Genomic DNA, 24,244 nt, shown 5'->3' on the forward strand with positions numbered 1-24,244 from the left:
AGCGACCGCAACCGCTGGTAGGTGGAAAATAGCCGGGCGCAAGACTTTGTCATTGGCGCAACGATCGGCTTTTCAACCGCGACAGGACGTGTTACCAGCCAGCGCCAATCCTGAAAGGGAAGATGAGAGTCGGCGCTGGCCAATCGGCCCAGCGCCTTTTCCGCATTCAAAAGGACTGGCCATGGCAAAAATCATCGAAACGTCCACCGGCGCGCTGGCGCTGACCTTCGACGACGTGCTTTTGCAGCCCGGCCATTCCGAAATCATGCCGGGCGAAACCGACATCCGCACCCGCATTGCCGGCGATATCGATCTCAACGTGCCGATCCTGTCGGCCGCCATGGACACCGTCACCGAGGCGCGGCTGGCAATCGCGATGGCCCAGGCCGGCGGCATCGGGGTCATCCATCGCAATCTGACGCCGGCCGAGCAGGCCGAGCAGGTCCGGCAGGTGAAGAAATTCGAATCCGGCATGGTGGTGAACCCGGTCACCATCGGTCCGGACGCAACGCTCGCCGACGCGCTGGCGTTGATGCGCGGCAATGGCATTTCCGGCATTCCGGTGGTCGAGAATGGCGGCACCGGCGGCCACACCGCCGGCCGGCTCGTCGGCATCCTCACCAACCGCGACGTGCGCTTCGCTTCCGATCCGTCGCAGAAGGTCTATGAGCTGATGACGCGTGAGAACCTGATCACGGTCAAGGAGAATGTCGATCAGGACGAGGCCAAGCGCCTGCTCCACAAGCACCGCATCGAGAAGCTGGTGGTGGTCGACAGGAAGGGCAATTGCGTCGGCCTGATCACGGTCAAGGACATCGAGAAGTCGCAGCTCAACCCCCATGCCACCAAGGACGCGCAGGGTCGGCTGCGCGCCGCCGCGGCCACCAGTGTCGGCGATGACGGCTTCGAGCGCGCCGAGCGCCTGATCGACGCCGGCGTCGACCTTCTGGTCATCGACACCGCGCACGGCCATTCGCAGCGCGTGCTCGACGCGGTGGCGCGGGCAAAGAAGCTGTCGAACTCCGTGCGTATCCTGGCCGGCAATGTCGCCACCGCCGACGGCACAAAGGCGCTGATCGACGCCGGCGCCGACGCCGTCAAGGTCGGCATCGGCCCAGGCTCGATCTGCACGACCAGAATCGTCGCCGGTGTCGGCGTGCCACAGCTGTCGGCGATCATGTCGGCGGTCGAGACGGCCAGCAAGGCCGGCGTGAGCGTCATTGCCGACGGCGGCATCAAATATTCGGGCGATCTGGCCAAGGCGCTCGCCGCCGGCGCAAGTGCGGCCATGATCGGCTCGCTGCTCGCTGGCACCGACGAGAGCCCGGGTGAGGTCTATCTGCACCAGGGCCGCTCCTTCAAGGCGTATCGCGGCATGGGTTCGGTCGGCGCCATGGCGCGCGGCTCGGCCGATCGCTACTTCCAGGCCGAGGTCCGCGACACGCTGAAACTGGTTCCGGAGGGCATCGAAGGGCAGGTTCCCTATAAAGGACCTGTGGCTGGCGTGCTGCACCAGCTTGCAGGCGGCCTGAAAGCCGCTATGGGTTATGTGGGTGGACGTGACCTTGCAGATTTCCGCGAGCGCGCCACCTTTGTGCGCATATCCAACGCCGGACTTCGTGAAAGCCACGCCCATGACGTCACGATCACCCGCGAAAGCCCCAATTACCCGGGCGGAATTTGATCGGGAGGCCGATCAGTCCGACCGCAAGGGGGGACTGCGGCGTGATTTGAGCGTGGCGGTGCTGCGGCTGTCGCGGCATGCGCCGGCGCTCTCCATCGCCTCGATCGCGCTTTTCCTCGTCATGACGGCGCTGGAGTTTCTCTATTTTCAGCGCTTGAGCGGCGGTCTGGCTTCGCTCGACATACGCGTCGCCGGCTTCACGCCCGATGAAGGCATGGCGTGGCTCACAGCGCTCGGCCGTCGCGGCGGCGAGATCATCATCGTCTGGCACTACCTGACCTTCGACCTTTTGTTCCCGGCGCTGCTGTCGCTGACGCTGGTCAGCCTCATCCTTGCTTTCGGGCGGCGGCTCAGCACCTTCCGCGCCATGCCGGCGCAACTGCAGGCATTGTTCTCGCTGGTGCTGGTGCTCCCTTATGCGGTCGCCGACTACGCCCAGAATTTTGCCCTGGCGCGGCTGCTCTCCGATTTCCAGTTGGCCAACCCCGATTCGCTGGCCTTCGCCTCTTCGCTGACCGTCACCAAATTCGCGCTGTTGGCGATCCCGGTCTTCGTCGTCGCGTTCTTCGCGCTGGCCGGGCAACGCCGGCGCTGACGGAGGGAGGGGCGCACATATGCACCAGACTGCCATCTTCTGGCCGATGCTGGCGCATGTGCTTCTGGTCTATATCGTCTATCTGGTGATGCTGAAGCGGCGCTATCTCGCCGTGAAGTCGGGCGAAGCCAAGATCAGCCAGTACAAGGTCCGCTCGACCGAGCCGCCCTCGAGCGTTACCGTCGCCAACAATCTGATCAACCAGTTCGAGCTGCCGGTACTCTTTCACGTGCTGTGCCTGGCGCTGTTCGTCACCAATGGCGTGAACTATCTGACGCTGGCGTTGATGTGGCTGTTCATAGTCACGCGCTATGTGCACGCCTGGGTGCACCTCGACAGAAACTATGTGCTGCACCGCAGCCGCGCCTTCTTTCTTGGCGCGGGCATACTTCTCATCGCCTGGATCTGGTTCGCGCTGCACCTGCTGGGCGCGGTCTGAGGCGCTCTTTCCCTTCTCCCTTGTGAGAGAAGGGAAAGGCGCTACAGGTCGAACACCGCGATCCTGCGCTTGTCGAACTTGATGCCGATCTCGCCGCGCACCAGCCTTAGCGCCTGCTCGCCGAAGACGGCGCGCCGCCAGCCTTGCAGCGCCGCCACGTCGGCCTCGTCGCCCTCGGCCGCTATGCGGTCGATGTCGTCGCTGGAGGCCAGCACCTTGGTGGCGACGCCTTCCTTCTCGGCGACGATCCTGAGCAGCACCTTGAGCAGTTCCGCCGCAGCGCTCGATCCTTCCGGAGGCTGCACGCTTTTCGGCAGTTTCGGCATCGCGTCCTTGGGCAGCGCAAGGGCGGCGTTGACCGCGCCGAGCAGCGCGGTTGCCGTCGCCGAGCGTTCCCAGCCTTTCGGCGTGGTGCGCAGCTTGCCGAGCGCCGCCGCGTCGCGCGGCGCCTGCTGCGCGATCTCGTAGATGGCATCATCCTTGAGCACGCGGCCGCGCGGTACGTCGCGCTCGCGCGCCTCGCGCTCGCGCCAGGCGGCCACCGCCTGCACGATCGCCAGCTCCTGCGGCTTGCGCAGCCGCATCTTCAGCCGCTTCCAGGCATCCTCGGGATGCGGATCGTAGGTTTCGCGCGAGGTCAGCACATCCATCTCTTCGTTCAGCCAATGGCCGCGGTCCTCGCGTTTCAGCTCGGCGCTGAGATGCTGGTAGACCTTGATGAGATGAGTGACGTCGGCAAGCGCGTATTCGAGCTGCTTGTCGGAGAGCGGCCGGTGCCGCCAGTCGGTGAAGCGCGAGGACTTGTCCAGCCGGGCTCCGGTGACCTTCTGGACGAGCTGGTCGTAGGAAACGCTGTCGCCGAAGCCGCAGACCATCGCCGCCACCTGCGTGTCGAACACCGGATGCGGCACCAGATCGCCGAGATGGACGATGATTTCGATGTCCTGGCGCGCCGCGTGGAAGACCTTCAGCACCGCTTCGTTGGCCATAAGCCGGAAGAACGGCTTCAGGTCGATGCCGGGCGATAACGGATCGACAAGCGCCTCAATCCCAGGCGCGGCGATCTGGATCAGGCAGAGGATCGGCCAGAAGGTCGTCTCGCGTATGAATTCGGTATCGACGGTGACGAATTCCGACTTTTCGAACGCCGCGACAACGCTCTCGAGTTCTTCTTGTGTGGTGATGACGTGCATCAAATCGCTTTTGGCACAGTATGAGGCCTCTTTCAATTTCAGCCGCGCGCGCTTTCGTCAAGCCGCCGCGGCGTAAGCGGCGGCTCGATCGTCGGATTCTCCCGTGAGAAATCGCGCCGCATGCCTGCGCGCCAACCCGCGATGCCCCTCAAACCGTCGCGGTCCGCGCCGCTAGGCGGGCGAGTCGTTCATGCCTCATAGGCTCTCGCCGGTACCCTCTCTCCCGTCGAGCCGGATCCTGCGCCGTCCGGCATGGCGTTCGGCGACGGCCGCCGGCCGAGCGCGCCCGCTGCGGCCAAGCTGAGCACGATGAACGGTAAGCCGATGCCAAAGGCCGAGCGGATGCCCCAGTGGTCGGAGACGAAGCCGAGCAGCGGCGGACCGAGCAGGAAGGCGACGAAGGAGATCTGCGACAATGCGGCAACGTTGATCGCGGCGGAGCGGTCCGTCCTCTGGGCCGCCGCCGAAATCGCCAGCGGAAAGATGGCGCTGCAGCCAATGCCCATGAGCGCGAAGCCCAGCATGGAGACCAAGGGCAGGGGCGAGAAGAAGACGATGAAGACGCCGGCAGCCATCGTTGCCAGAAGCACGCGCGCCACGCCGCTCGGCGAGTAGCGCTCGACGAAGCTGTCGGCGAAGAAGCGCGTCGTCGCCTGCGAGAAGGCGAACAGCGCCACGGTGATCCCGGCAACGAATGGCCCCGATTCGAACACGGTGCGCATATAGATCGCCGACCAGTCCATGCTGGCGCCTTCCATCAGCATCGCCGACAGCGTAACCGCGACGAGGATCAGGATCGGCAGCGTCGGCCGGGCGAACATCGGCGCTTTGCTGCCGGACGCGGCGAAACGGGCGGGCGCCGGTTCGAAGCCGCCGAGGAACAGCGCCACCGCGACGGCCACCATCGGCACCACCAGCGCCAGATGCAGTTGCGGCGACAGGCCGAGATGCGCTAGCGCGCCGCCGAACAGCCCAGCGCCGAAGAAGCCGATGCTCCAGAACGAATGCGCCCGGTTCATGATGCGGCGCTGGAGCAGGTGCTCGGTCCTGTCGGCCTCGACATTCAAGATTATTTCGATGCTGCCGATCATCAGTCCGACCGGGAGCAGCATCATGAACAGAGCGGTCGGGCCTTGCGCGTGCACAGCGATGGCATAGGCGACCCCGAGCAGCGGCACCAGCCAGAGCAGCGCGCGGCGAAAGCCGACCCGCTCCAGGATAGGCGTCGCCAGCGTCAGCGCGATCAGCGTGCCGATCGGCGTCCCGATCAGGGCGAGACCGAGCGTGCCGTCCTCGATCTGCATCGCATGCTTGATGTCGGGCAGGCGCGGGAAGATGTTGCCCATGGCGAAGGAATAGACCGCGAAACCGGCATAGACACGGTGCTGCGGAGCGAGTTTCAGGCCAAAGGTCATCGCGCGGACAATCCAATAAGGAGATTTTCGGTGGGCGCCTCTCGGGGCCGCCAGTCGACTCTTTCTTGCATGAACAGGCAAAACATGCAACAACGTGCACAAATAAATAGGATCGTGCATGCTCACCGAGGAACGCCATCAACTCATTCGCGACCAGCTTGCGGCGGACGGAAAGGTGCTGGCCGGCGAGCTCGCCGGCCGTTTCGGCGTGTCGGAAGACACGGTGCGCCGCGATCTGAGGGAACTTGCCAAGGCCGGGCAGCTGCGCCGCGTCTATGGCGGAGCGGTCACCTCGGCGCCCTTTGCCGCCGCGACGCTCAGCCAGCGCAGCCGTCACGCGGTCGAGGAAAAAACGCGGCTCGCCAGCGCAGCCGTTGCGCTGCTGAGCGCGGGGCAGTCGCTCTTCATCGACGGCGGCACGACCAACGAGGCGATCGCCAGGGCGATCCCGCGCGACATGGAACTGACCGTTGCCACCAATGCGCTGGGCGTGGCCTCGGCGCTGGCGGACCTTCCCCTGGTCGAACTGATCGTGCTCGGTGGCCGCTATGTGCCCGATCTCGGCACGTGCGTCGGCGCCGACACGCTCGCCGCGGTGGCGCAGCTCGGCGCCGATCTGTTCTTTCTGGGATCCTGCGGGCTGGATGTCGCGCGCGGCGTCACCGCCTTCGATCCGGCCGAAGCCGAGGTGAAACGCGCCATGGCGAAAAACAGCGCCGGCATCGTCATTGCCGTCACCAACGACAAGCTCATCACCGCCGCGCCGTACCGCGTGACGGGGGCGGATGCGATCCGCCACCTTGTGGTGGAAAAGACCGCGCCTGTCGCCACGCTCGCCGATTTCCAAAGCCGGGGCGCGCAAATCCATTTTGCTTGAACGGCAGAAGCGGCGCCTGTGTGACCGGTTGCCTTGACAAAGCCGGCCTCTCATGCGCTTTTCGCGCCAATTTTCGAGCCGGGCTGATGCCCGCAATTTTCCGGACTTTACCCATGACCACGCATCGTTACCGCAGCCACACCTGTGCCCAGTTGAGAAAGAGCGACGTCGGCAATTCCGTCCGCCTGTCGGGCTGGGTGCATCGCGTGCGCGACCATGGCGGCCTGCTCTTCATCGACTTGCGCGACCATTATGGTCTGACCCAGATCGTCGCCGATCCGGACTCGCCAGCCTTCAAGGTCGCCGAGACGGTGCGCGGCGAATGGGTGATCCGCGTCGACGGCGAGGTCAAGGCGCGCCTGCCGGAGACGACGAACGCCAACCTGCCGACCGGCGAGATCGAGATTTTCGCGCGCGAGATCGAAGTGCTGTCGGCCGCCAAGGAGCTGCCGCTGCCGGTCTTCGGCGAGCCTGATTATCCCGAAGACATCCGCCTGAAATACCGCTTCCTCGACCTGCGCCGCGAGACGCTGCACAAGAACATCGTCGCGCGCACCAAGATCATCGCCGAGATGCGCAAGCGCATGGGCGAGGTCGGCTTCATCGAATTTTCGACGCCGATCCTCACCGCTTCGTCGCCGGAAGGCGCGCGCGACTTCTTGGTGCCGTCGCGCATCCATCCAGGCACATTCTACGCGCTGCCGCAGGCGCCGCAGCAGTACAAGCAGCTGATCATGGTTTCCGGCTTCGACCGCTATTTCCAGATCGCGCCCTGCTTCCGCGACGAGGATCCGCGCGCCGACCGCCTGCCGGGCGAATTCTACCAGCTCGACCTCGAGATGAGCTTCGTGGAACAGGACGATGTGCTCTCCACCATGGAGCCGGTGCTTCGCGGCGTCTTCGAAACCTTCGCTGCCGGCAAGCCGGTGACGCAGAAGTTCCAGCGCATCCCTTATGACGTGGCCATGCGCAAATACGGCTCCGACAAACCGGACCTGCGCAACCCGATCGAGATGCAGGCGGTCTCGGATCATTTCCGCGATTCCGGCTTCAAGGTGTTCGCCAACATCCTGGCCAACGACGCCAAGGCCGAAGTGTGGGGCATTCCCGCCAAGACCGGCGGCAGCCGCGCCTTCTGCGACCGCATGAATTCCTGGGCGCAAGGCGAGGGCCAGCCGGGGCTGGGCTATATCTTCTGGCGCAAGGAAGGTGAAAAACTCGAAGGCGCCGGCCCACTGGCCAAGAACATCGGCGAGGAGCGCACCGAGGCGATCCGCCAGCAGCTCGGCCTTGCCGATGGCGACGCCGCGTTCTTCGTCGCCGGCGACCCGAAGAAGTTCGTCACCTTCGCTGGCGCGGCGCGCACGCGCGCCGGCGAGGAACTGAACTTGGTCGACCGCGAGCGGTTCGAGCTTTGCTGGATCGTCGACTTCCCGTTCTTCGAATGGAACGAAGACGAGAAGAAGATCGACTTCGCCCATAACCCGTTCTCCATGCCGCAGGGCGGCATCGATGCGCTGAACGGCCAGGAGCCGCTCGGCATCAAGGCGTTCCAGTACGACATGGTCTGCAACGGCTTCGAGATCGCGTCGGGCGGTATCCGCAACCATCTGCCGGAAACCATGGTCAAGGCGTTCGAGATGGTCGGGTTGGACCGCGCGACGGTGGAGGAGCGCTTCGGCGGTCTCTACCGCGCCTTCCAGTATGGCGCGCCGCCGCATGGCGGCATGGCGGCCGGCGTCGACCGCATCGTCATGCTGCTCGTCGGGGCAAAGAACCTGCGCGAGATCACCATGTTCCCGATGAACCAGCAGGCCTACGACCTGTTGATGAACGCGCCGTCGGAAGCGACCCCTCAGCAGCTGCGCGAGCTGTCGCTGCGCGTCGCAGTGGCCAAGAAGGAAGGCTAGGACTCAGAGCCAAGCCTTTCTCTTCGCTTGAAGAATCGGCCTCAACAAAAAAGCCCGGCATCTCTGCCGGGCTTTGTTTGAGCGGTTCGCTCGATCAGTCCTGGTTCGCCTTGACCTTGACGCCGAGCGTCTTGGGCAGGTCGAGAGGGTTGGACATGGCGCCGGCCATGATCAGCGCGAACGGCACCGACGACGGCGGTTCGGCCGAGATTTCCAGGCTCTTCGGATCGTCGAGGAAGGTGTTGACCGCCGCCGAGACCTCGGCCGTCAGCTCGGGATTGTTGAGCTGCGCCATGCCGAACGGCACGATCGCCTTGGCCTGATTGGCGATGTCCTTACCTGACATGCCCTGCTGTTTGCCCACATAGTCGAGCACCTTGCCGGTCAATGAATCGTCCTCGAAGCGCACTGAGGCGCCATTGAAGGAAAGCTGCTGCATCAGGCCGAGCATAGCCATGCCCTGCGCCGATTTGTCGGCGCCTTCCGGCTGCGAGGCGAGCTGCTTCTGCATAGCCTGCATCGACTTGATGAAGTCGACCGTGTAGCCGCCGAGGTCGAAGGTCATGCCGAGCGTGCCGGCATTCTCGACCGAGACGTCATATTTCGTCAGCTCCATCTTGCCGTCGCTCGGCTGCCAGGTGCCGGCCATGTCGATGTTGCCCGAGATGTTCTGGTAGCCGAGCGCCTCGATCGCTTCCTTCGACTTGGGGTCGTCGACCAGCGACAGGTCGGCGGTGAATTTTTCGGTGTTGGCGGTGAAGTCCATTGCCTTGCCGTCGGCCGGCGGGGTGATCTGGACGGCAAGCCCGTCCATCGCGAACGCCGTCTTGTCGCCGACCTTGACCGTCATGTTGGAGAGTTCGGCCGACTTGTACATCATCAGCGAGCCGAGCGGGTCGGTGCCGCCTTCGGCCGGGACCTTCATGTCGTGGATGACCACCGGGCTGAGGTTGAGCGTCACGCCGTCCTTGCTGTGCTCGAAAGGCGAGGTCGAGACGGTGGCGATCTCAAAGCCGCCATTGGCTTCGCTGATCCCTTCCAGCTTCACGTCGCCGATCGTCAGCGCTTCCTTCTCGGCCGCCGGCTTGATGGAGACGCCCTGCAGCACGGCGTTCGAATCGTCGCCGGAGACGCCGGTCCAGGAAATGTCGACGCCCTGGGCGGCAAGGGCTGCCTTGATGCGCTCGGCCACCGCCGGATCGGCGGCGAAGGCCGCGTTGAGCGGCAGCGTCAGCAGAAAGGTCGAAAAGGCCAGTTTCTTAAGCGTTGAGCGTTGGATCGTCATGGGCGAGTTCCCTGTCTTGATTTGGCTATGATGAAATTGTTTTGAAGCCTGTTCCATCACCATTCCGTGACGAACGGGACGGGAAGAAGGCATTTCCCGGCACATTTGTCGAAAATGGCGATGAAAAGCAAATGCCGGTCGGCAGCCATTGCTTGATGCGGTGAATTTGTCATGAAGGCCGCGGCCCCTTCCGCCAGCGTGTTGCATGCCAGATAGTGGCCGCATGTAACGGATTGATGTTGGCCGGCATGATAGAGCCGCCACGGCCTGTTGCAGATCGGCGGCAAATTGCAGCTGCCGCGGCGCCGTTTCCGTGAAATCCTTCACATCGCCGGGGCGCGCCTATGGCCGCGGCGAAATGCGCCGATGTTCACGCGACGCTTGCCGCGAATCACCCGCTCGGCTAGTCCAAAACCATGGGAAAGAGGCTTTTGCCGCCTGATGACAATGGCGGCGGCGACAAAATCGAACCGGTCGATCTGAAGGAAGCGCTTGAGAAGCGCTACCTTGCCTATGCGCTGTCGACCATCATGCACCGAGCACTGCCGGATGTGCGCGACGGACTGAAGCCGGTCCACCGCCGCATCATGCATGCCATGCGGCTGCTCAGGCTCAACCCCGATCAGGGCTTCGCCAAATGCGCCCGCATCGTTGGCGACGTGATGGGCAAGTTCCATCCGCATGGCGACCAGTCGATCTACGACGCTCTGGTGCGTCTCGCGCAGGAATTCTCGATGCGCTACCCGCTGGTCGACGGGCAGGGCAATTTCGGCAACATCGACGGCGATAACGCCGCCGCCATGCGCTACACCGAAGCGCGCATGACCGAGGTGGCGACCGATCTGCTTGACGGCATCAACGAGGACGCGGTCGATTTCCGGCCGACCTACAATGAGGAGGACGAGGAGCCGTCCGTTCTCCCCGGCGCATTCCCGAACCTGCTCGCCAACGGCTCCTCCGGCATTGCCGTCGGCATGGCGACCTCCATCCCGCCGCATAACGCCGCCGAGCTTTGTGACGCCGCGCTCCATCTGATCGAAGATCCGGACGCGCCGGTGGCGAAGCTGATGGATTTCGTCCAGGGACCGGATTTCCCCACCGGCGGCATCATCGTCGACAGCCGCGCCTCGATCCTCGAAGCCTATGAGACGGGCCGCGGCGGTTTCCGCGTGCGTTCGAAATGGGGCCAGGAGGACCAGGGCAGGGGCACCTGGAGCATCGTCGTCACTGAGATCCCTTACAGCGTGCAGAAGGCCAGGCTGATCGAGAAGATCGCCGAGCTCCTGATGGCGCGCAAGCTGCCGTTGCTCGAGGACATCCGCGACGAGAGCGCGGAAGACATCCGCATCGTCCTGGTGCCGAAGAGCCGCACCGTCGATCCCGGCCTGCTGATGGAATCGCTGTTCAAGCTCACCGAGCTCGAAAGCCGTTTCCCGCTCAACATGAACGTGCTGTCGCGCGGCAAGGTGCCGAACGTCCTCTCGCTGAAAGGCGTGCTGAAGGAGTGGCTCGACCACCGCCGCGAGGTTCTGATCCGCCGCTCGAAATACCGGCTTGGCGAGATCGAGAAGCGGCTGGAAATCCTCGCCGGCTACCTGATCGCCTATCTCAACATCGACGAGGTCATCAGGATCATCCGCGAGGAGGATGAGCCCAAGCAGGTGATGATGGCCCGCTGGTCGCTCACCGACAACCAGGCCGAAGCCATCCTCAATATGCGCCTGCGCGCCTTGCGCAAGCTCGAAGAGATCGAGATCCGCAAGGAATTCGACGGCCTCACCGCGGAAAAGAAGCAGATCGAGGCGCTGCTGGCGTCGGACGCCAAGCAATGGTCGACGATCAAGTGGGAAGTCACTCAGGTCCGCGACAAGTTCGGCCCCGAGACCAAGCTTGGCAAGCGCCGCACCCAGTTCGCCGACGCGCCCGAGCATGATCTGACCGATATCGCGCATGCCATGATCGAGCGCGAGCCGGTCACCGTCGTGGTGTCGGAAAAGGGCTGGCTTCGCGCCATGAAGGGCCACCTGACCGACCATTCGCAGCTTGCCTTCAAGGAAGGCGACAGCCTGAAGCTCGCCTTCCATGCCCAGACCACGGACAAGATCCTGGTCTTCACCACCGGCGGCAAGTTCTACACCATCGGCGCCGACCGGCTGCCGGGGGGGCGCGGCCATGGCGAGCCGATCCGCATCATAGTCGATATGGAGAACGACCAGGACATCGTCACCGCCTTTGTCCATGATCCGAAGCGCAAGCTGCTGCTCGTTTCCTATGACGCCAACGGCTTCGTCGTCTCGGAGGAAGAGGTCGTCGCCAACACGCGCAAGGGCAAGCAGGTGATGAACGTAAAGGCGCCGGACGAGGCCAAGCGCTGTATCCCGGTGTCGGGCGACCATCTCGCCATCGTCGGCGAGAACCGCAAGATGCTGGTTTTCCCGCTCGCCGAAATCCCCGAAATGGCGCGCGGCAAGGGTGTACGGCTGCAGAAATACAAGGATGGCGGCGTGCTGGATCTGAAGACCTTCACGCTTGCAGCCGGCCTCTCCTGGCAGGATTCGGCCGATCGCACCTTCGTCAAGTCGCGCGAGGAACTTGCCGAGTGGATCGGGGCGCGCGCGGCCGCCGGCCGCATGGTGCCCAAGGGTTTCCCACGGACGGGTAAGTTCGGGTAGTGAGGCTCCCCCTCTCCCCTTGTGGGGTGAGAAGCGGTCCGCCTTAGCGGACGAAAAGCCAATTGCTTGGCTTTTCGAGCTTCGAACGCCCTGAGCCTGCGAAGGGCCGGGTGGTGGCCGATCCACCCCGGCCGGGTCCCCGCTGCTCCGCAGCGTCCCGGCGTTCGCCGGCCTTTCATCGTGCCACTGGCACGATGAATTCGCTACGCGAACCGGCTGCTCACCCCGCAAGGGGAGAAGGAAAAGGCACTATTTGGACTATCGTCACGATTGCTGCACTATGATGATGCATAAGCATCCATTGAACCATCGGGCAGGGGAGAAACGCCGGGTTGAAGCGGGCCGAGATCCAGAAGCCGGGGCAGCGACTGTTCGGTCTGTCGACGCCGCTGAGGGCAGCGGTCATCCCGCCGCTGTCGGCGGCACGCTGGCTCCTGGTCCTGATCGTGGCCGCCGGCGTCTATTTCTTCCACGGTTTCCTGTTCCCGGTGCTGGCGGCGCTGGTCATCGCCTTCGCCAGCTGGCCGCTCTACCGCCGGCTGCTCGTCGCGGTCGGTGGCAACCGCACCGTCGGCGCGACTTTGGCGATCCTGTTCATCCTCACTTTCCTGGTGGTGCCGATCGCGCTTGCCGGCACCTATGCCATCAATGAGCTGCGCGAGTGGGTCACCTGGGCGATCGAGACCAATCGGCACGGCGCGGTGACCCCGCAATGGATCGCCACCATGCCGGTGGTCGGCGAGTGGCTGAACGAGCAGTGGACGGGCTATCTCGGCCATCCAGGCGGCATCGGCGAGTTGATCCAGCTGATCAGCGGCTCCAACATCGGCACCATCTATCGCGGCGCCTTGGCCGCCGGCGGCAGCGCCTTCGGCCTGTTGCTGACGCTTCTGTTCATGATGATCGCGCTGTTCTTCGCCTATCGCGACGGCGAGTCTTTCGCGGCCCAGGTCGATCGCCTCGGCGAACGCATTCTGCCGACACGCTGGGAGCGGATCTCGCGTGTCGTGCCGGCAACCATCTCCTCGACCGTGACCGGCATGACCATCATTGCCATCGGCGAGGGCCTTGTGCTGGGTATCGCCTATTGGCTGGCCGGCGTGCCGTCGCCGGTGACGCTCGGCGCTCTCACCGGCATCATGGCGCTGATCCCCGGCGGCGCGCCGCTCTCCTTCACCCTGGTGTCGATCTACCTTGCCGCCAGCGGCAAGCTGATCGCCGGCGTGGCACTGTTCATCTGGGGCACGGTCGAGCTCTTCATCGTCGACAAGACGCTGCGGCCCAAGCTCGTCGGCGGCCCGATCAAGCTGCCGTTCCTGCCGACTTTTTTCGGCCTGATCGGCGGCGTCAAGACGATGGGCTTCCTCGGCCTGTTCATCGGCCCGGTATTGATGGCGCTGCTGGTTGCCATCTGGCGCGAGTGGCTGCGCGAAGTCGAATTGATGGACGAGATTCCGCCTGCGGCCGACGAGGCCGGCGCGCCGCCCCAGATCGAGGCGGCGGCCGATCCAAGGAAGATTCAGGCCGGGTGAGCCACGGCGAGTGCCGCCCGGCGCTTGCGACCCTCATGCAATTGCCACAGCGAATGCGCCACCAGCGTCATGATCAGGACCGTGCCGCCGATTAGGCTGTTGCGCGAAGGCGCCTCGGCGAAGATCAGCCAGACCCACACCGGGGCGAGCACGGTTTCCAACAGATAGAACATCGCCACCTCCGGGCCCGAAATGTATTTCGGGCCGTTGGCAAGGCAGAAGAACGAGATCGGCATGATCACGGCGCCGTTGAAGATGATCCACCACGGCGCGTTGACATGCAGCCCTTCGCCCGAAACCATGAAGACGGCGAGCCCCAGCGGTATGATGACGCCCACGAGCGCGGTGAAGCCCATATCCTTGCCGCTGGCGCGCGAAATGGTGATGGCCAGGGCGATGAAGAAGGCCGAGCACAGGGCCATGAAATCGCCGAACAGATGCCCGGTGCCGACGGAGCCGCCGACGATGACCAGCACGCCGAAGATCATCGCCAGCATGGCGATCACGGTTGCCAGCTGTGGTCTTTCCTTGAGGAAAAGCCATGACAGCAGCGCCGCGAACACGGTGTTGAAGGCCAGGATGAAGACAAGGTCGGCCGTCGAGGTGTGATAGACCGCCGTGACGAAGGTTATGCCGGTCAGGCCGTAGCAAAAAGCCACGGCAAGTCCCGACCAGCCCGGAATGAGCCGGGGCGCGTTCCTGTCGAACGATCGCCAGATGGCCCATATCACCAGCCCCGCCAGCAAGGTGGTGCCGGTGCGCAGCATCATGATCGTCCAGGGTGTGCCGTCGGCGAGCCGGATCAGCGGTATATCGATGGTCAGCGTCAGGCCGCCAATGGCGGTGATCAGCAGACCTTTTTGGTGATCGGTATGGGTGGACACTTGGCAGTCTCGCAAGCAATCTTGAGGAGGCGCAAAGCGGCCATGCCGCGGTCCTTCCAGCCTGAGGGCCGAAAGACCAGCGTCCTCCTCCTTGAAACAGTTTAAGGGTGGAGCGTAGGGCGGTTCAGCGACTGACCGCTTCGTGGTCGTAGCGTTCCCAGCCTTTCGGGCCGAGATGCTCCTGCGGCATGAAGCGCATCTTATAATTCATCTTGCGCGAGCCGTTGACCCAGTAGCCGAGATAGACGTGGGGCAGGCCCATCGCCTTGGCGCGGGCGATGTGGTCGAGGATCATGAAAGTGCCGAGCGAGCGATCCTCGAAGTCGGGATTGAAGTAGGAATAGACCATCGACAGGCCATCGGCCATCTTGTCGGTGAGTGCGACGGCTATCAGTTCGCCATGGCCCTTGCCGGTTATGAACGTGTCGGGGCCGCGACGCCGGTATTCGATGATCTTGGTGTCGACATGCGTGTCTTCCACCATCATGGCATAGTCGAGCACGGTCATGTCCGACATGCCGCCGCGACGATGCCGGGCGTCGAGATAGGCGCGGAAGAGCGAGTATTGCTCGGTCGAAGGCTGCGCGTCATGCATGGCGCCGACGAGATCGGCATTGTGCTGGACGACGCGGCGCATGTTGCGGCTGGGCTCGAATTCCTGCGCCAGGATGCGCACCGAAACGCAGGCGCGGCACGATTCGCAGGCCGGGCGGTAAGCGATGTTCTGCGAGCGCCGGAAGCCGCCTTGCGTCAGGAGGTCGTTCATCTCCGGCGCCTTGTCGCCGACGAGGTGCGTGAACACCTTGCGCTCGAACTGTCCCTCCAGATAGGGGCACGGCGACGGCGCGGTCAGGAAAAACTGCGGCGACTGGGTCGGATGCTGCGTCATCTAATCTTGGAAACGCTCCTGCGAATCGCCCTACCTTTGGCCCGGCCGGCGAAAAATTCAACAGGATTGTGCTGCCGCGACGGCGTCGGCCTGTTCATATTTGAGCACAAGCGAGGCGGCGGTACGATGAACGCGGCCGTGGACACGCGTCAGATATCGGTGCGGGTGACCACGGTGCCGAGCAAAAGGTCGTGCAGCGTGCGCTTGCGGTCGGAGAACAGCGTGACCAGCAGCACCAGCGGCGTCAGGATGACGTTGCCGGCCCAGAACAGCACCGAGTGAACCACGGCCGTCATGCCGTCGATGCGGCTGCCGTCGAGCTTCTCCAGGCGGATGCCCATGATCTTCATGCCGGTCGTCGCCTGGTCGCGGCTGCCCAGCGTGTTCCAGATGTAGAGAATGGCGACCATGGGCACCACAACCGAAAACAGCGCCCAGCCGAGGCCGAAGGTCAAAAGCCCGAGAATGGCGACTAGGATGGCGAAGGGAATGGTCAGCAGCGCGACGAAGAAATAGTCGAGCAGGAAGGCAAAGATGCGCCTTGTCCGCACCCCGCGATAGGCGCGGGTGTCCTCGAACCTGGTCATGATGATCTCGCCGTCCAACACGTGTGCGCTCATATCCGTTCCTCGATCGCGGCATCCGCTTGAGGATGCCTGTCGCCCTTGTCAGATGGTGAGGGCGGTCCGGAATTCAAGGAAGGTGCCCGCCGGCGGACGGGCGCGATATCAGAAGATGCCGGGCGCGATATCAGAAGATGCCGGGACAGAGCCTGTAGCGAACTCGCGTGAGATAATCGCGATATTCCTCCGTCAGCGCCAGGATGCGTTCCTCGCGCAGGATGCGATGAATCTGGAACACGGTGATGATCGCGTAGACGGTGAAATTGTAGATCGAGAAACTCGACAGCAGGAAAAGGATATGTCCCGCCAGATAGCCGGCATAGATCGGGTGCCGCACGAAGCGGTAGGCGCCGCCGGTGACGACGCCGCGATTGGCAGGCAGGATGGCGAAGGAGCGGCCGAGGGACATCTTGCCCCAGATCACCAGCCACAGCGCCAGGAATTGCAGCGGCGCCGCGATATAGAGCGGGATGATGGCGGCTCCGTCCTGGAGCGACACGAAACCCGAGCCGAAACCGGCCGTCAACGAGATGAATACCGTGAAAGGGCTCCAGTCGCGGACAATCGGTCGGCGTGCCAGCAGCAGCCAGGTGAAAGTCAGGACGTCGGATATCATCAGCAGCAGGATGTTCAGCCGGCCCGGATCGATGACCAGATGGCGCGCACCGCGATAGATGAAGACCGCGGCGACCAGCAGCGCGATGAAACGGAACAAGCCCTCGCGCAGGTCGGCGAGGGCCTCGCTGCTTCGCAGTCCGGACCAAAAACCAGTCTCTGCGCCAGGCAGCGCACCACTTTTGGAAATCGCCAACTCTGTTACCCCGGTCCCCTCAGCATGACCATTGCACGCAAGCCTTGCCGTCCGGTTAAGGTTTCGCATGCTTTTGGTTGCATTGCGGATTCGTCTGCCGAGGGAATGGTGTGTTGCCTGTTGAACATGACATTCTTCCCGGTCTAGCTTGCTGCGGCGCACAAAGGGGACGGGGACATGGACTACGACATGCTGGTCATCGGCAGCGGCCCTTCGGGGCGCCGCGCCGCGGTGCAATCGGCCAAGCTCGGCAAGTCGGTGCTGGTGGCCGACAGGGGCCGGCGTTTGGGCGGTGTCTCGGTGCATACAGGCACCATCCCGTCGAAGACGCTGCGCGAAACGGTGCTCAACCTCTCGGGCTGGCGCGAACGCGGCTTCTACGGACGCGGCTACCGGGTCAAGCAGGACATCTCGATCAGCGACCTGGTCGACCGGCTGCACAAGACGCTGGACCATGAGGTGGAGGTGCTGCAGCACCAGTTCATGCGCAACACGGTGAGGAGCGCGCGCGCCGCGGTGAAGTTCCTCACGCCCAACAAGGTCAGCCTGACCGCCGACAATGGCGACTACAGCGAGATCGGCTTTGCCAACGCGCTGATCGCCGTCGGCACCCGGCCGCACCGGCCGGCCGACGTGCCCTTCGACAAGAAGCGCGTCTTCGACAGCGACGAGATGCTGGAGCTCCACCATCTGCCGCGCACGCTGACGGTGATCGGCGCCGGCGTCATCGGCGTCGAATACGCCACCATCTTTTCCGCGCTCGACGTGCCGGTGACACTTGTCGAGCCGCGCAACACCATTCTCGATTTCATCGATCGCGAGATCGTCGACGACTTCATCCACCAGATGCGCGACCGCGGCATGACCATCCGCCTCGGCAGCACGGTGAAGGAGATCGCCTCGAAGCCCGATCATGCCGAGGTGACGCTGGCCGATGGCCGCACCATCCGCTCCGAGATGGTGCTCTACGCCGCCGGTCGCACCGGCAACGTCGCCAGCCTCGGCCTCGACCTGGTCGGCATTGAGGCCGACGCCCGCGGCCGCATCAAGGTCGATCCGCACACCTTCCAGACCAGCGTGCCGAACATCTACGCTTCCGGCGACGTCATCGGCTTCCCGAGCCTGGCCTCGACCTCGATGGAGCAGGGAAGGGTGGCGGCCTGCCACGCCTTCGGCGTCAACCTGCCGCCGCCGCCCGAGAGCTTTCCCTATGGCATCTACGCCGTGCCGGAGATCTCGACCGTCGGCCTGTCGGAGGAGCAGGTGCGCGACAGCGGCGCCCCCTATGAGGTCGGCCTGGCGCGCTTCCGCGAGACCTCGCGCGGCCATATCATGGGTGTCTCGAGCGGCTTCCTGAAACTGTTGTTTTCGGTCGAGACGCGCCGCCTGCTTGGCGCCCATATCGTCGGCGAGGGCGCCACCGAGCTCATCCATATCGGCCAGGCGGTGATCAACCTCGGCGGCACGGTCGACTTCTTCGTCAACAACACCTTCAACTATCCGACATTGGCGGAAGCCTACAAGATCGCCGGCCTCGACGCCTGGAACCGGATGGGGCAGGGGTGAGGGGATCCGGCCGGGCCGGCCGGTCACACTTCCAGCCGCGACAGCAGCGAAAGCATCACGTCTGCCGATGGCATCGGCAGCACCGCCTCGATTTCCGCCGGCCGCACGCCGGCCACGGCGTCGGCATCGCCCGCCACGGTGCCGAGCGGCCCGCGGAACCCGTGCTTCGACCAGGCGAGCTGCTGCAGCTTCGGGCTGGTCAGCGCTTCGAGCAGCGGGTCGACCGCCGGATCGATGACGATCAGCGGATGCGCCGAATAGACGGTGGGGCGCGGATAGAGGATTTCCGGCTTGGCTCCGGCGCCGGCCTGCACGCGCTGCCAGCGGACCGGATCGGCGAGCGCCCATTCCACGAGCTGGTTTTCGTAACCCACCACAATCGGCTCGGCACCCAGGCCTCCGGCGATATACTGGTCGAACAGCTTGCCCGATGAAGACGATTTCAGGCCCATGCTGCGGAAGATCGACTTGGCCTCCTCGCCATGCTGGGCGAGCAGTTCCTGCGTGGCGACGTCGCCGCTCATCAGGCTGAGCACCAGACCGGAAAACATGAAGCCGGAATTGGACCGGTTGGGATCGGTGGAGACGATGCGGGCGCGGCCATAGAGCTCGGAAATGCCGAGATCCGACCAGTTCTTGCCGGCCAGGATCGCGTCGAGCAGCGCCTTGAGATCGAGCTGGTTGTAGCCGCCCTTGGCGGCGACGGTGACCAGCCCGCTCTTCTTCAGGCCTTCGACCACCGGCCCCCATGTGTAGACGACGATCGGCGAGTTGAGCACAACCTGGTCGTTGCGGATGGAAACGCCGCTCTTGCGCGCGAGGTCGACCATGATCGACGAGGACGGCCACAGGAATTGCGGCTTCTGCGTCAGGAGCGCAGGCTCGCGCACCATTTCGACCGAGCCGGCGACGCGGGCATCGAGCTCCAGCCCGTAGCCGCCCAGTGCGCTGACCACGTCGGGATCGGCGAGGAAGGCCTGCTTCTCGCCGCCGATGAAGCCGAACAGATGCGCGCGGTTACCGAGATAGCCGCGGAACTCCGGCCGGTCCTTGAGCGTCAGGTAGCCGCCCGTACCGGCCGCGGCGGCGGCAAGCAGTCCCAGTCCGAATGCGCGGCGAGAAAGGGCCATCAGCGACCGATATCCTCTTTCAGCGACTCCTGGATGAGTCGAAGGTCAACATCGAGCGTGCCAAGCTCGGAGTCCGCCTGGCTGTCGGCATAGTGGACGAAGGCGTCCTGCAACTTGGTGATCACCGCGCCGATCGTGGCGAGCCGCTGCTGGCTCGGCGCCCGGCGGTCGGCCAGCGTCGCATAGCCTTCCGCAACCTCCGCCGCCTGCGGCACGTAATAGGTCAGGAAGCGCCGGACGGAAGCCGCGCTTGCCGGCTTCGCTTCGACCTTGGAGATGACGTCGGCGGCGATGTCGGACAGGTTTTTCACCTTGGCCTTCATATCCTTGTCGGCGATCGAGCTGGCCGCCGCCGCCAGCCGGTCCGCGGCGGGCTGCGCCTGCGCCAGCAATTCGCGCGCGAACGCCACCTGGCCGCCGCCGATCGAGCGCAGGTCGAGCCCTTCGAAAAGCTGGCGCGGCGCCAGCACGAAGATCAGCCCGGCGAACACCAGCGCCGAGATCACCGCTGAGACCAGGAAGGGGAAATGGGTGAGGGTGCTGAGACCAATCAGCAGCGCGGCCGAAACCAGCCCCGCCACGATCCAGTTCCAGTCATTGCCGAACAAGCCGCGCATGATTGGCCTTAGTTGTAGCCGCGCGCGGCGCGGAAGGCGCCAGCAAGGTCGGCGCCGCCGTCGAAGACACGCGCCGAGGTCGCCTTGGCGAGACTGTCGAGCTGGCTCTTGTCGGCATCGCCGAAGGTGATGCCGAACACCGGCACCCGCACCAGCGCCTGGCGCCATTCAGCCAAGAACGGTTCGGCGCTGCCGTCGGTGCGGCCGTCCGTCATGATCACGATGGCCGGCAGGTATTTCGAAAGGTCGGGCGTGGCCAGGATCTTCTGCAGCGCCTGTGACGCGCAGGCATACATGTCGGTGCCGCCGCCGGCGCGTTGCTGCGCCACGTCGCCCAGCAGCTGGTTCTGGCCGGCCGGATCGCCGGTCGCGTCGAAGATGTCGCGCACCGTGCTGTCGAAAGGCAGCACGAAGATATGGTCGGAGGGCGTCCACTGCACCAGCACCTCGCTCGACTTTTCCGGCGTGAACAGGAATTGGGCGGCCTGCTGCAACTGTGTTTCGCCCTCATTCTCCATCGAGCCGGAGAAATCGAAGCAGAGCGCCGTCAGCGAAGGCTTGCGCAGCGCCTGCTGGTAGAGGTCGAGCGCCTTGCGGATCACCGCCGGCTCCGGCATGCGGATCGATGTCACCAGCCTGCCGGGGTCGAAATTCCAATCGGGCTCCGCCGTCGCCTGGACCGCAGCCCCGCCGAGCGGCAGCCGCCGGCCGGTGTCGGCGATGCGCTTGCGCACGGCGTCCGATTGCAGATAGGCAAGCAGGTCGGTGAAGAATTTCTCGACGTCGGTGCCGCGGCCGTGATCGATGAAGCCGAGCGGGGAATCGCCGACCGCCACGCCATCGGCCGGATAGACCGCATAGAGCGGCTCGTCGCCCATCTGCTTCAGCTTGTCGTTGGTCTCCTTCAGCGTCGCCTCGTAATTCCACATCGCGTCATAGAGCGTGCCCTTGCGCGCGGAATCGACATAGAGATCGGCCAGCCAGCCTGACGAACCGGAGGAGCGGTCGACGCCCTGCAACAGGGCGCCGACCGTGTCGTGCACGGAGGCGTTGTCGAGGTCGCCGGGCTCGATCACCTGCTTGCCGCCGAGCGCGCTGGACAGCATCGCCAGATAGGCGCTGGCGCCGGAATTCGACTGCGTTGCCGACGTCATCAGGAATTTGAGCTTGCCGTCTTTCACCGCGGCAAGGATGTCCTTCATGTACACGTCCTTGCCGACCCAGCCCAGTTCGGCGGCCTTGGATTTGCGCACGCCGAGGATGACCGGCATCTGCGCGATAGAGGTGAGGTTGCGTACCTTGCGGCCGGTATCGAACAGGTCGACCCAGACGCTCGATGCCGGCCACACCGCATCCTGGTCGAGGCCGGCGGGCTTCTGCAGGCCGAGGCCAATATCGAGCGAGCCCTGGTAAGAGATGGAGCAGGTCGCGCCCTGCTTGGCGCAGAACTCCTGCACGATCGGTTCCAGCACCGTGTTTTCGGAACCGGAGACGATCGAGAATTTGACGTGGCTCGAATTGCAGGCGGCGAGCAGCAGCGCGGCCGCCAGCACCAGTACGGACGAAAGCTTCATTCGCATCGAGGCCCCGTCAGCCCTGGAGCCGGATGGTTTCAGGTCCACTCGACATGAAACCATCCGGCTCCAAATCAAAGAGATTGAGCATGATGTCGTCCGAAAACCGCTTCACACTTTTCGGCATCATGCTCCGGTGAGCGCCTTCTTGAGGTCGGCGGTCATCTGGTCCATCTGCTTTTCGACATCGGCCCGTTTCTGCCGGCCTTGCTCCTGGACCTTGAGCACGCCTTGTACCGTGTCGATCAGATCGCGGTTGGCCTGCGCCAGCGTCTCGACATCGACGATGCCGCGCTGCGCCTGCTCTTCGATCGAGATGGCCTGGTCCTTCATCATCTTCGATGTCTGGCGGATCATCTCGTTGGTGGCGTCGGTGACCGTCTTTTGCAGCTCCAGCGCCGACTTCTGGTTGGTCAGCCCAAGCAGGATGACCATCTTCTGCTTCCAGGCCGGCACCGTCAGCGCCGAGGTCGCCTGCAAGTTCTCGATCAGCGTCTCGTCGCCCGACTGCACGATGCGGATCTGCGGCAATTGCTGGATGCCGAGCTGGCGCGCCTGCACCAGATAGAAGATGCGCTTTTCCAGCCGGTCGAGCGCCTGCACCGCGTCCTGATAGGCCTGAGCCTCCAGCGCTCCGGCTGAATCGCTTGCCTTGGCGTCGGCCGCGGCCTTGAGCTTCGGCAATTCGTTGGCGCGGTAATCGTCCACGAATTTCTTGCCGGCCTGCGCATAGGCGTCGAGGTTGAGGATGGACTCCTTCGTTTGCTCGTGGAGGTCATCGAGCACGGCGATGTCTCGGCGCAGCGTGTCCTTGTGACGATCGAGCTCCAGGCCGATGCGGTCGATCTGCCCGGCCACATCCTCGTATTTCTCCTTGAAGCGCTCGAGCCGCGCCTTGAACGAGGAGAACAGGTTGCTCAGGAACCCTTCCTCCTTCAGCGAGGCGGGGTCGAGATTCCGGGCTTTCATGATGATATCGGTCAGCAGCGTGCCGGTGTCGCCGAGATCGCGGTTGCGGATCTGCGACAGAATCTTGTCGGCATAGTCGCTGACCGCTTGCTGGGCGCGGTCGCCGAAGACCGAAATCGCCGCGCGGTCGCGGATATCGATGCCGCCTTCGATCCTGGCGACTTCACCGGGATTGGCCGCGATTACCGGCAATTTCGAAGTGTCGTCGAGCAGAGTGATGCTGTTCTCGTCGGCCATTCAGACCTCCCCGTGAGTGAACAGTATCTCGATAGACAGTGTGTGACAGACATATGACAGCAGGGCGGTACGCCGCGCTGGGTTGTGAAATGCCTGGCCCTTCAACTCGTGCCTGGGCGAGGCACCTCTACCCGCGTTGCGGCAGGCGACCGGGCGAGCAGCGGCAGGCAGATGAGATAGAGCGCGGCACCCGCGATCCACACCAGCCCGGGAAAGAAGCTGCGTGTGCGGAAATAGAGCGTTGCGATGGCAAGCGGCCCGACCACCGAGACCAGGCTGGTCATGCTGGTAAGCACGCCCTGCAGCCGGCCCTGGTGATCGGCGCCGACCCGTGACGTGAGCAGGGATTGCAGTGCGGGGGTGCCGATGCCGCCAAGGCAGAAGAGCGGCAGCAGCGCGAACGCCATCCAGCCCCGCCAGGCAAGCGCGACCGAGACGTAGGCCGCGCTGTCGGCGAGGATGGCGACGAGCAGCGCGCGCCTTTCGCCCCAGCGCTCGGCGATCGGGCCGGCGACGAAGCCTTGCGCTCCGGCATGGAACAGGCCGAACAGCGCCAGCGAGATGCCGACGGTGAACAGGTCCCAGCTGAATTTGTCCTGGACATACAGCACCCAGATCGTACCGCCGACCTCGCCGACGAGGCTGAGCACGGCGAAGGCGCCGAGCAGCGGCAGCAGGGCAGGGAAAGAAAAGGCCCAGCGCAGCGGCGCCAGCGGGTTGAGCGACGGCATTTCCACCGGATTGCCAGCGCGTTTCGGTTCCGGCAGCAGGAAGAAGGCGAGCGCCAGGTTCAGGCCGTTGAGGGTGGCGGCGGCCAGGAACGGCGCGCGCAGCCAGACGTCGCCCAGCACGCCGCCCAAAGCCGGGCCGGCAATGAAGCCGACACCGAAGGCAGCGCTCAAATGGCCGAAGCCGCGGGCGCGGCGGTCCTCTTCGGTGATATCGGCCATCAAGGCCGAGGCAACCGCCATGCTGGCGCCGGTGATGCCGGCGATGATGCGCCCGGCGAACAGCAGCGGCAGCGCGAAAGCCATGAAGAGGTAATCGGCCATCGCGCCCGCCAGCGACAGAAGCAGCACCGGCCGGCGGCCATACCGGTCCGAGAGCGCACCAAGCAGGGGCGAGAACACCACCTGCATGGCGGCATAGACGGAGAGGAAGGCGCCAAAGATCCAGCCGATGTCATCGACATGGCCGACCGAACGCAGCAGGCCAGGCAGCACCGGCATGACCAGACCGATGCCGACGGCGTCCATCGCCATGGCCATCAGCAAAACGAGATAGGCTCTTTTCATCGCCCGCTACTTTCCATTAATTTATCGTCGATAAGGGTAGGCTCCTT

Annotated in this window: 20 protein-coding genes; 8 read left to right on the forward strand and 12 right to left on the reverse strand. The window is 64.3% G+C overall.

The genetic code is table 11. The features are described from left to right. Positions 1-181 precede the first annotated feature (181 nt). The 3 genes from guaB to FJ471_RS15450 are packed head-to-tail and all read left to right on the forward strand — an operon-like array spanning position 182 to position 2,718. Complete coding sequence (guaB, locus tag FJ471_RS15440) at positions 182-1,684, forward strand: IMP dehydrogenase (protein WP_140804406.1); 1,503 nt, start codon at positions 182-184, stop codon at positions 1,682-1,684. Between the two features lie 46 nt (positions 1,685-1,730). Further along, complete coding sequence (locus tag FJ471_RS15445) at positions 1,731-2,279, forward strand: hypothetical protein (RefSeq protein WP_246684738.1); 549 nt, start codon at positions 1,731-1,733, stop codon at positions 2,277-2,279. A 19-nt stretch (positions 2,280-2,298) separates the two neighbouring features. Then, the gene (locus FJ471_RS15450; protein ID WP_140804408.1) at positions 2,299-2,718 is read left to right on the forward strand and encodes an MAPEG family protein; all 420 of its coding nucleotides are present in this window, start codon (positions 2,299-2,301) and stop codon (positions 2,716-2,718) included. A gap of 41 nt (positions 2,719-2,759) precedes the next feature. Here the strand turns inward: FJ471_RS15450 and rnd are convergent, their stop codons facing one another. Together rnd and FJ471_RS15460 are read right to left on the reverse strand one after the other, a co-directional pair. After that, the gene (rnd, locus tag FJ471_RS15455) at positions 2,760-3,911 is read right to left on the reverse strand and encodes a ribonuclease D (protein WP_140804410.1); all 1,152 of its coding nucleotides are present in this window, start codon (positions 3,909-3,911) and stop codon (positions 2,760-2,762) included. A 188-nt stretch (positions 3,912-4,099) separates the two neighbouring features. Continuing rightward, positions 4,100-5,326, reverse strand: a complete 1,227-nt coding sequence (locus FJ471_RS15460) for an MFS transporter (RefSeq protein ID WP_140804412.1) — start codon at positions 5,324-5,326, stop codon at positions 4,100-4,102. A gap of 118 nt (positions 5,327-5,444) precedes the next feature. On the opposite strand from FJ471_RS15460, the gene FJ471_RS15465 reads away from it, so the two are divergent. Beyond that, positions 5,445-6,203: a DeoR/GlpR family DNA-binding transcription regulator gene (locus tag FJ471_RS15465; RefSeq protein ID WP_140804414.1), complete on the forward strand. Its 759-nt coding sequence runs from the start codon at positions 5,445-5,447 to the stop codon at positions 6,201-6,203. 113 nt (positions 6,204-6,316) lie between these two features. Beyond that, complete coding sequence (gene aspS / locus FJ471_RS15470; protein ID WP_140804416.1) at positions 6,317-8,113, forward strand: aspartate--tRNA ligase; 1,797 nt, start codon at positions 6,317-6,319, stop codon at positions 8,111-8,113. Positions 8,114-8,207: 94 nt separating this feature from the next. On the opposite strand, the gene FJ471_RS15475 is transcribed toward aspS, so the two are convergent. After that, a complete protein-coding gene (locus tag FJ471_RS15475; RefSeq protein ID WP_140804418.1) occupies positions 8,208-9,398 on the reverse strand; it encodes a hypothetical protein in 1,191 nt (396 codons plus the stop codon). A gap of 416 nt (positions 9,399-9,814) precedes the next feature. Here FJ471_RS15475 and parC point away from each other — a divergent pair, with 416 nt between their 5' ends. Together parC and FJ471_RS15485 are read left to right on the forward strand one after the other, a co-directional pair. Further along, positions 9,815-12,070, forward strand: coding sequence for a DNA topoisomerase IV subunit A (gene parC, locus FJ471_RS15480; protein ID WP_140804420.1), 2,256 nt, complete (start codon positions 9,815-9,817; stop codon positions 12,068-12,070). Between the two features lie 332 nt (positions 12,071-12,402). Continuing rightward, positions 12,403-13,602 (forward strand): AI-2E family transporter, encoded by a 1,200-nt coding sequence (locus tag FJ471_RS15485; protein ID WP_140804422.1) that lies wholly within the window; start codon positions 12,403-12,405, stop codon positions 13,600-13,602. Here the strand turns inward: FJ471_RS15485 and FJ471_RS15490 are convergent. From FJ471_RS15490 to FJ471_RS15505, 4 genes are all read right to left on the reverse strand, one after another. Continuing rightward, entirely contained in the window at positions 13,590-14,486 is an 897-nt protein-coding gene (locus FJ471_RS15490) for a DMT family transporter (protein WP_140804424.1), read from the reverse strand. The genes FJ471_RS15485 and FJ471_RS15490 overlap by 13 nt on opposite strands. Before the next feature lie 124 nt (positions 14,487-14,610). Continuing rightward, on the reverse strand, positions 14,611-15,375 hold the full coding sequence (locus FJ471_RS15495; protein WP_140804426.1) for an arginyltransferase: 765 nt from the start codon (positions 15,373-15,375) through the stop codon (positions 14,611-14,613). A 149-nt stretch (positions 15,376-15,524) separates the two neighbouring features. Beyond that, positions 15,525-15,995, reverse strand: coding sequence for an RDD family protein (locus FJ471_RS15500; protein WP_140804428.1), 471 nt, complete (start codon positions 15,993-15,995; stop codon positions 15,525-15,527). A 130-nt stretch (positions 15,996-16,125) separates the two neighbouring features. After that, positions 16,126-16,713, reverse strand: a complete 588-nt coding sequence (locus FJ471_RS15505) for an isoprenylcysteine carboxylmethyltransferase family protein (RefSeq protein WP_224669451.1) — start codon at positions 16,711-16,713, stop codon at positions 16,126-16,128. A gap of 273 nt (positions 16,714-16,986) precedes the next feature. Here FJ471_RS15505 and sthA point away from each other — a divergent pair, with 273 nt between their 5' ends. Further along, the gene (sthA, locus tag FJ471_RS15510; protein ID WP_140804430.1) at positions 16,987-18,375 is read left to right on the forward strand and encodes a Si-specific NAD(P)(+) transhydrogenase; all 1,389 of its coding nucleotides are present in this window, start codon (positions 16,987-16,989) and stop codon (positions 18,373-18,375) included. 23 nt (positions 18,376-18,398) lie between these two features. On the opposite strand, the gene FJ471_RS15515 is transcribed toward sthA, so the two are convergent. From FJ471_RS15515 to FJ471_RS15535, 5 genes are all read right to left on the reverse strand, one after another. Next, on the reverse strand, positions 18,399-19,505 hold the full coding sequence (locus FJ471_RS15515; protein ID WP_140804432.1) for a hypothetical protein: 1,107 nt from the start codon (positions 19,503-19,505) through the stop codon (positions 18,399-18,401). Continuing rightward, positions 19,505-20,122 carry a 5-bromo-4-chloroindolyl phosphate hydrolysis family protein gene (locus tag FJ471_RS15520; protein WP_140804434.1) on the reverse strand — a complete coding sequence of 206 codons (618 nt, stop codon included), beginning with the start codon at positions 20,120-20,122 and terminating at the stop codon, positions 19,505-19,507. Before FJ471_RS15520 ends, FJ471_RS15515 begins: the two co-directional genes overlap by 1 nt. A gap of 8 nt (positions 20,123-20,130) precedes the next feature. Further along, entirely contained in the window at positions 20,131-21,702 is a 1,572-nt protein-coding gene (locus FJ471_RS15525) for a VWA domain-containing protein (protein WP_140804436.1), read from the reverse strand. Between the two features lie 120 nt (positions 21,703-21,822). Then, positions 21,823-22,902: a toxic anion resistance protein gene (locus FJ471_RS15530; protein ID WP_140804438.1), complete on the reverse strand. Its 1,080-nt coding sequence runs from the start codon at positions 22,900-22,902 to the stop codon at positions 21,823-21,825. Positions 22,903-23,003: 101 nt separating this feature from the next. Then, on the reverse strand, positions 23,004-24,197 hold the full coding sequence (locus FJ471_RS15535) for a TCR/Tet family MFS transporter (RefSeq protein ID WP_140804440.1): 1,194 nt from the start codon (positions 24,195-24,197) through the stop codon (positions 23,004-23,006). Positions 24,198-24,244: the final 47 nt, after the last annotated feature.

Source organism: Mesorhizobium sp. B2-7-1, from assembly GCF_006440735.1.
Lineage (GTDB): Bacteria > Pseudomonadota > Alphaproteobacteria > Rhizobiales > Rhizobiaceae > Mesorhizobium.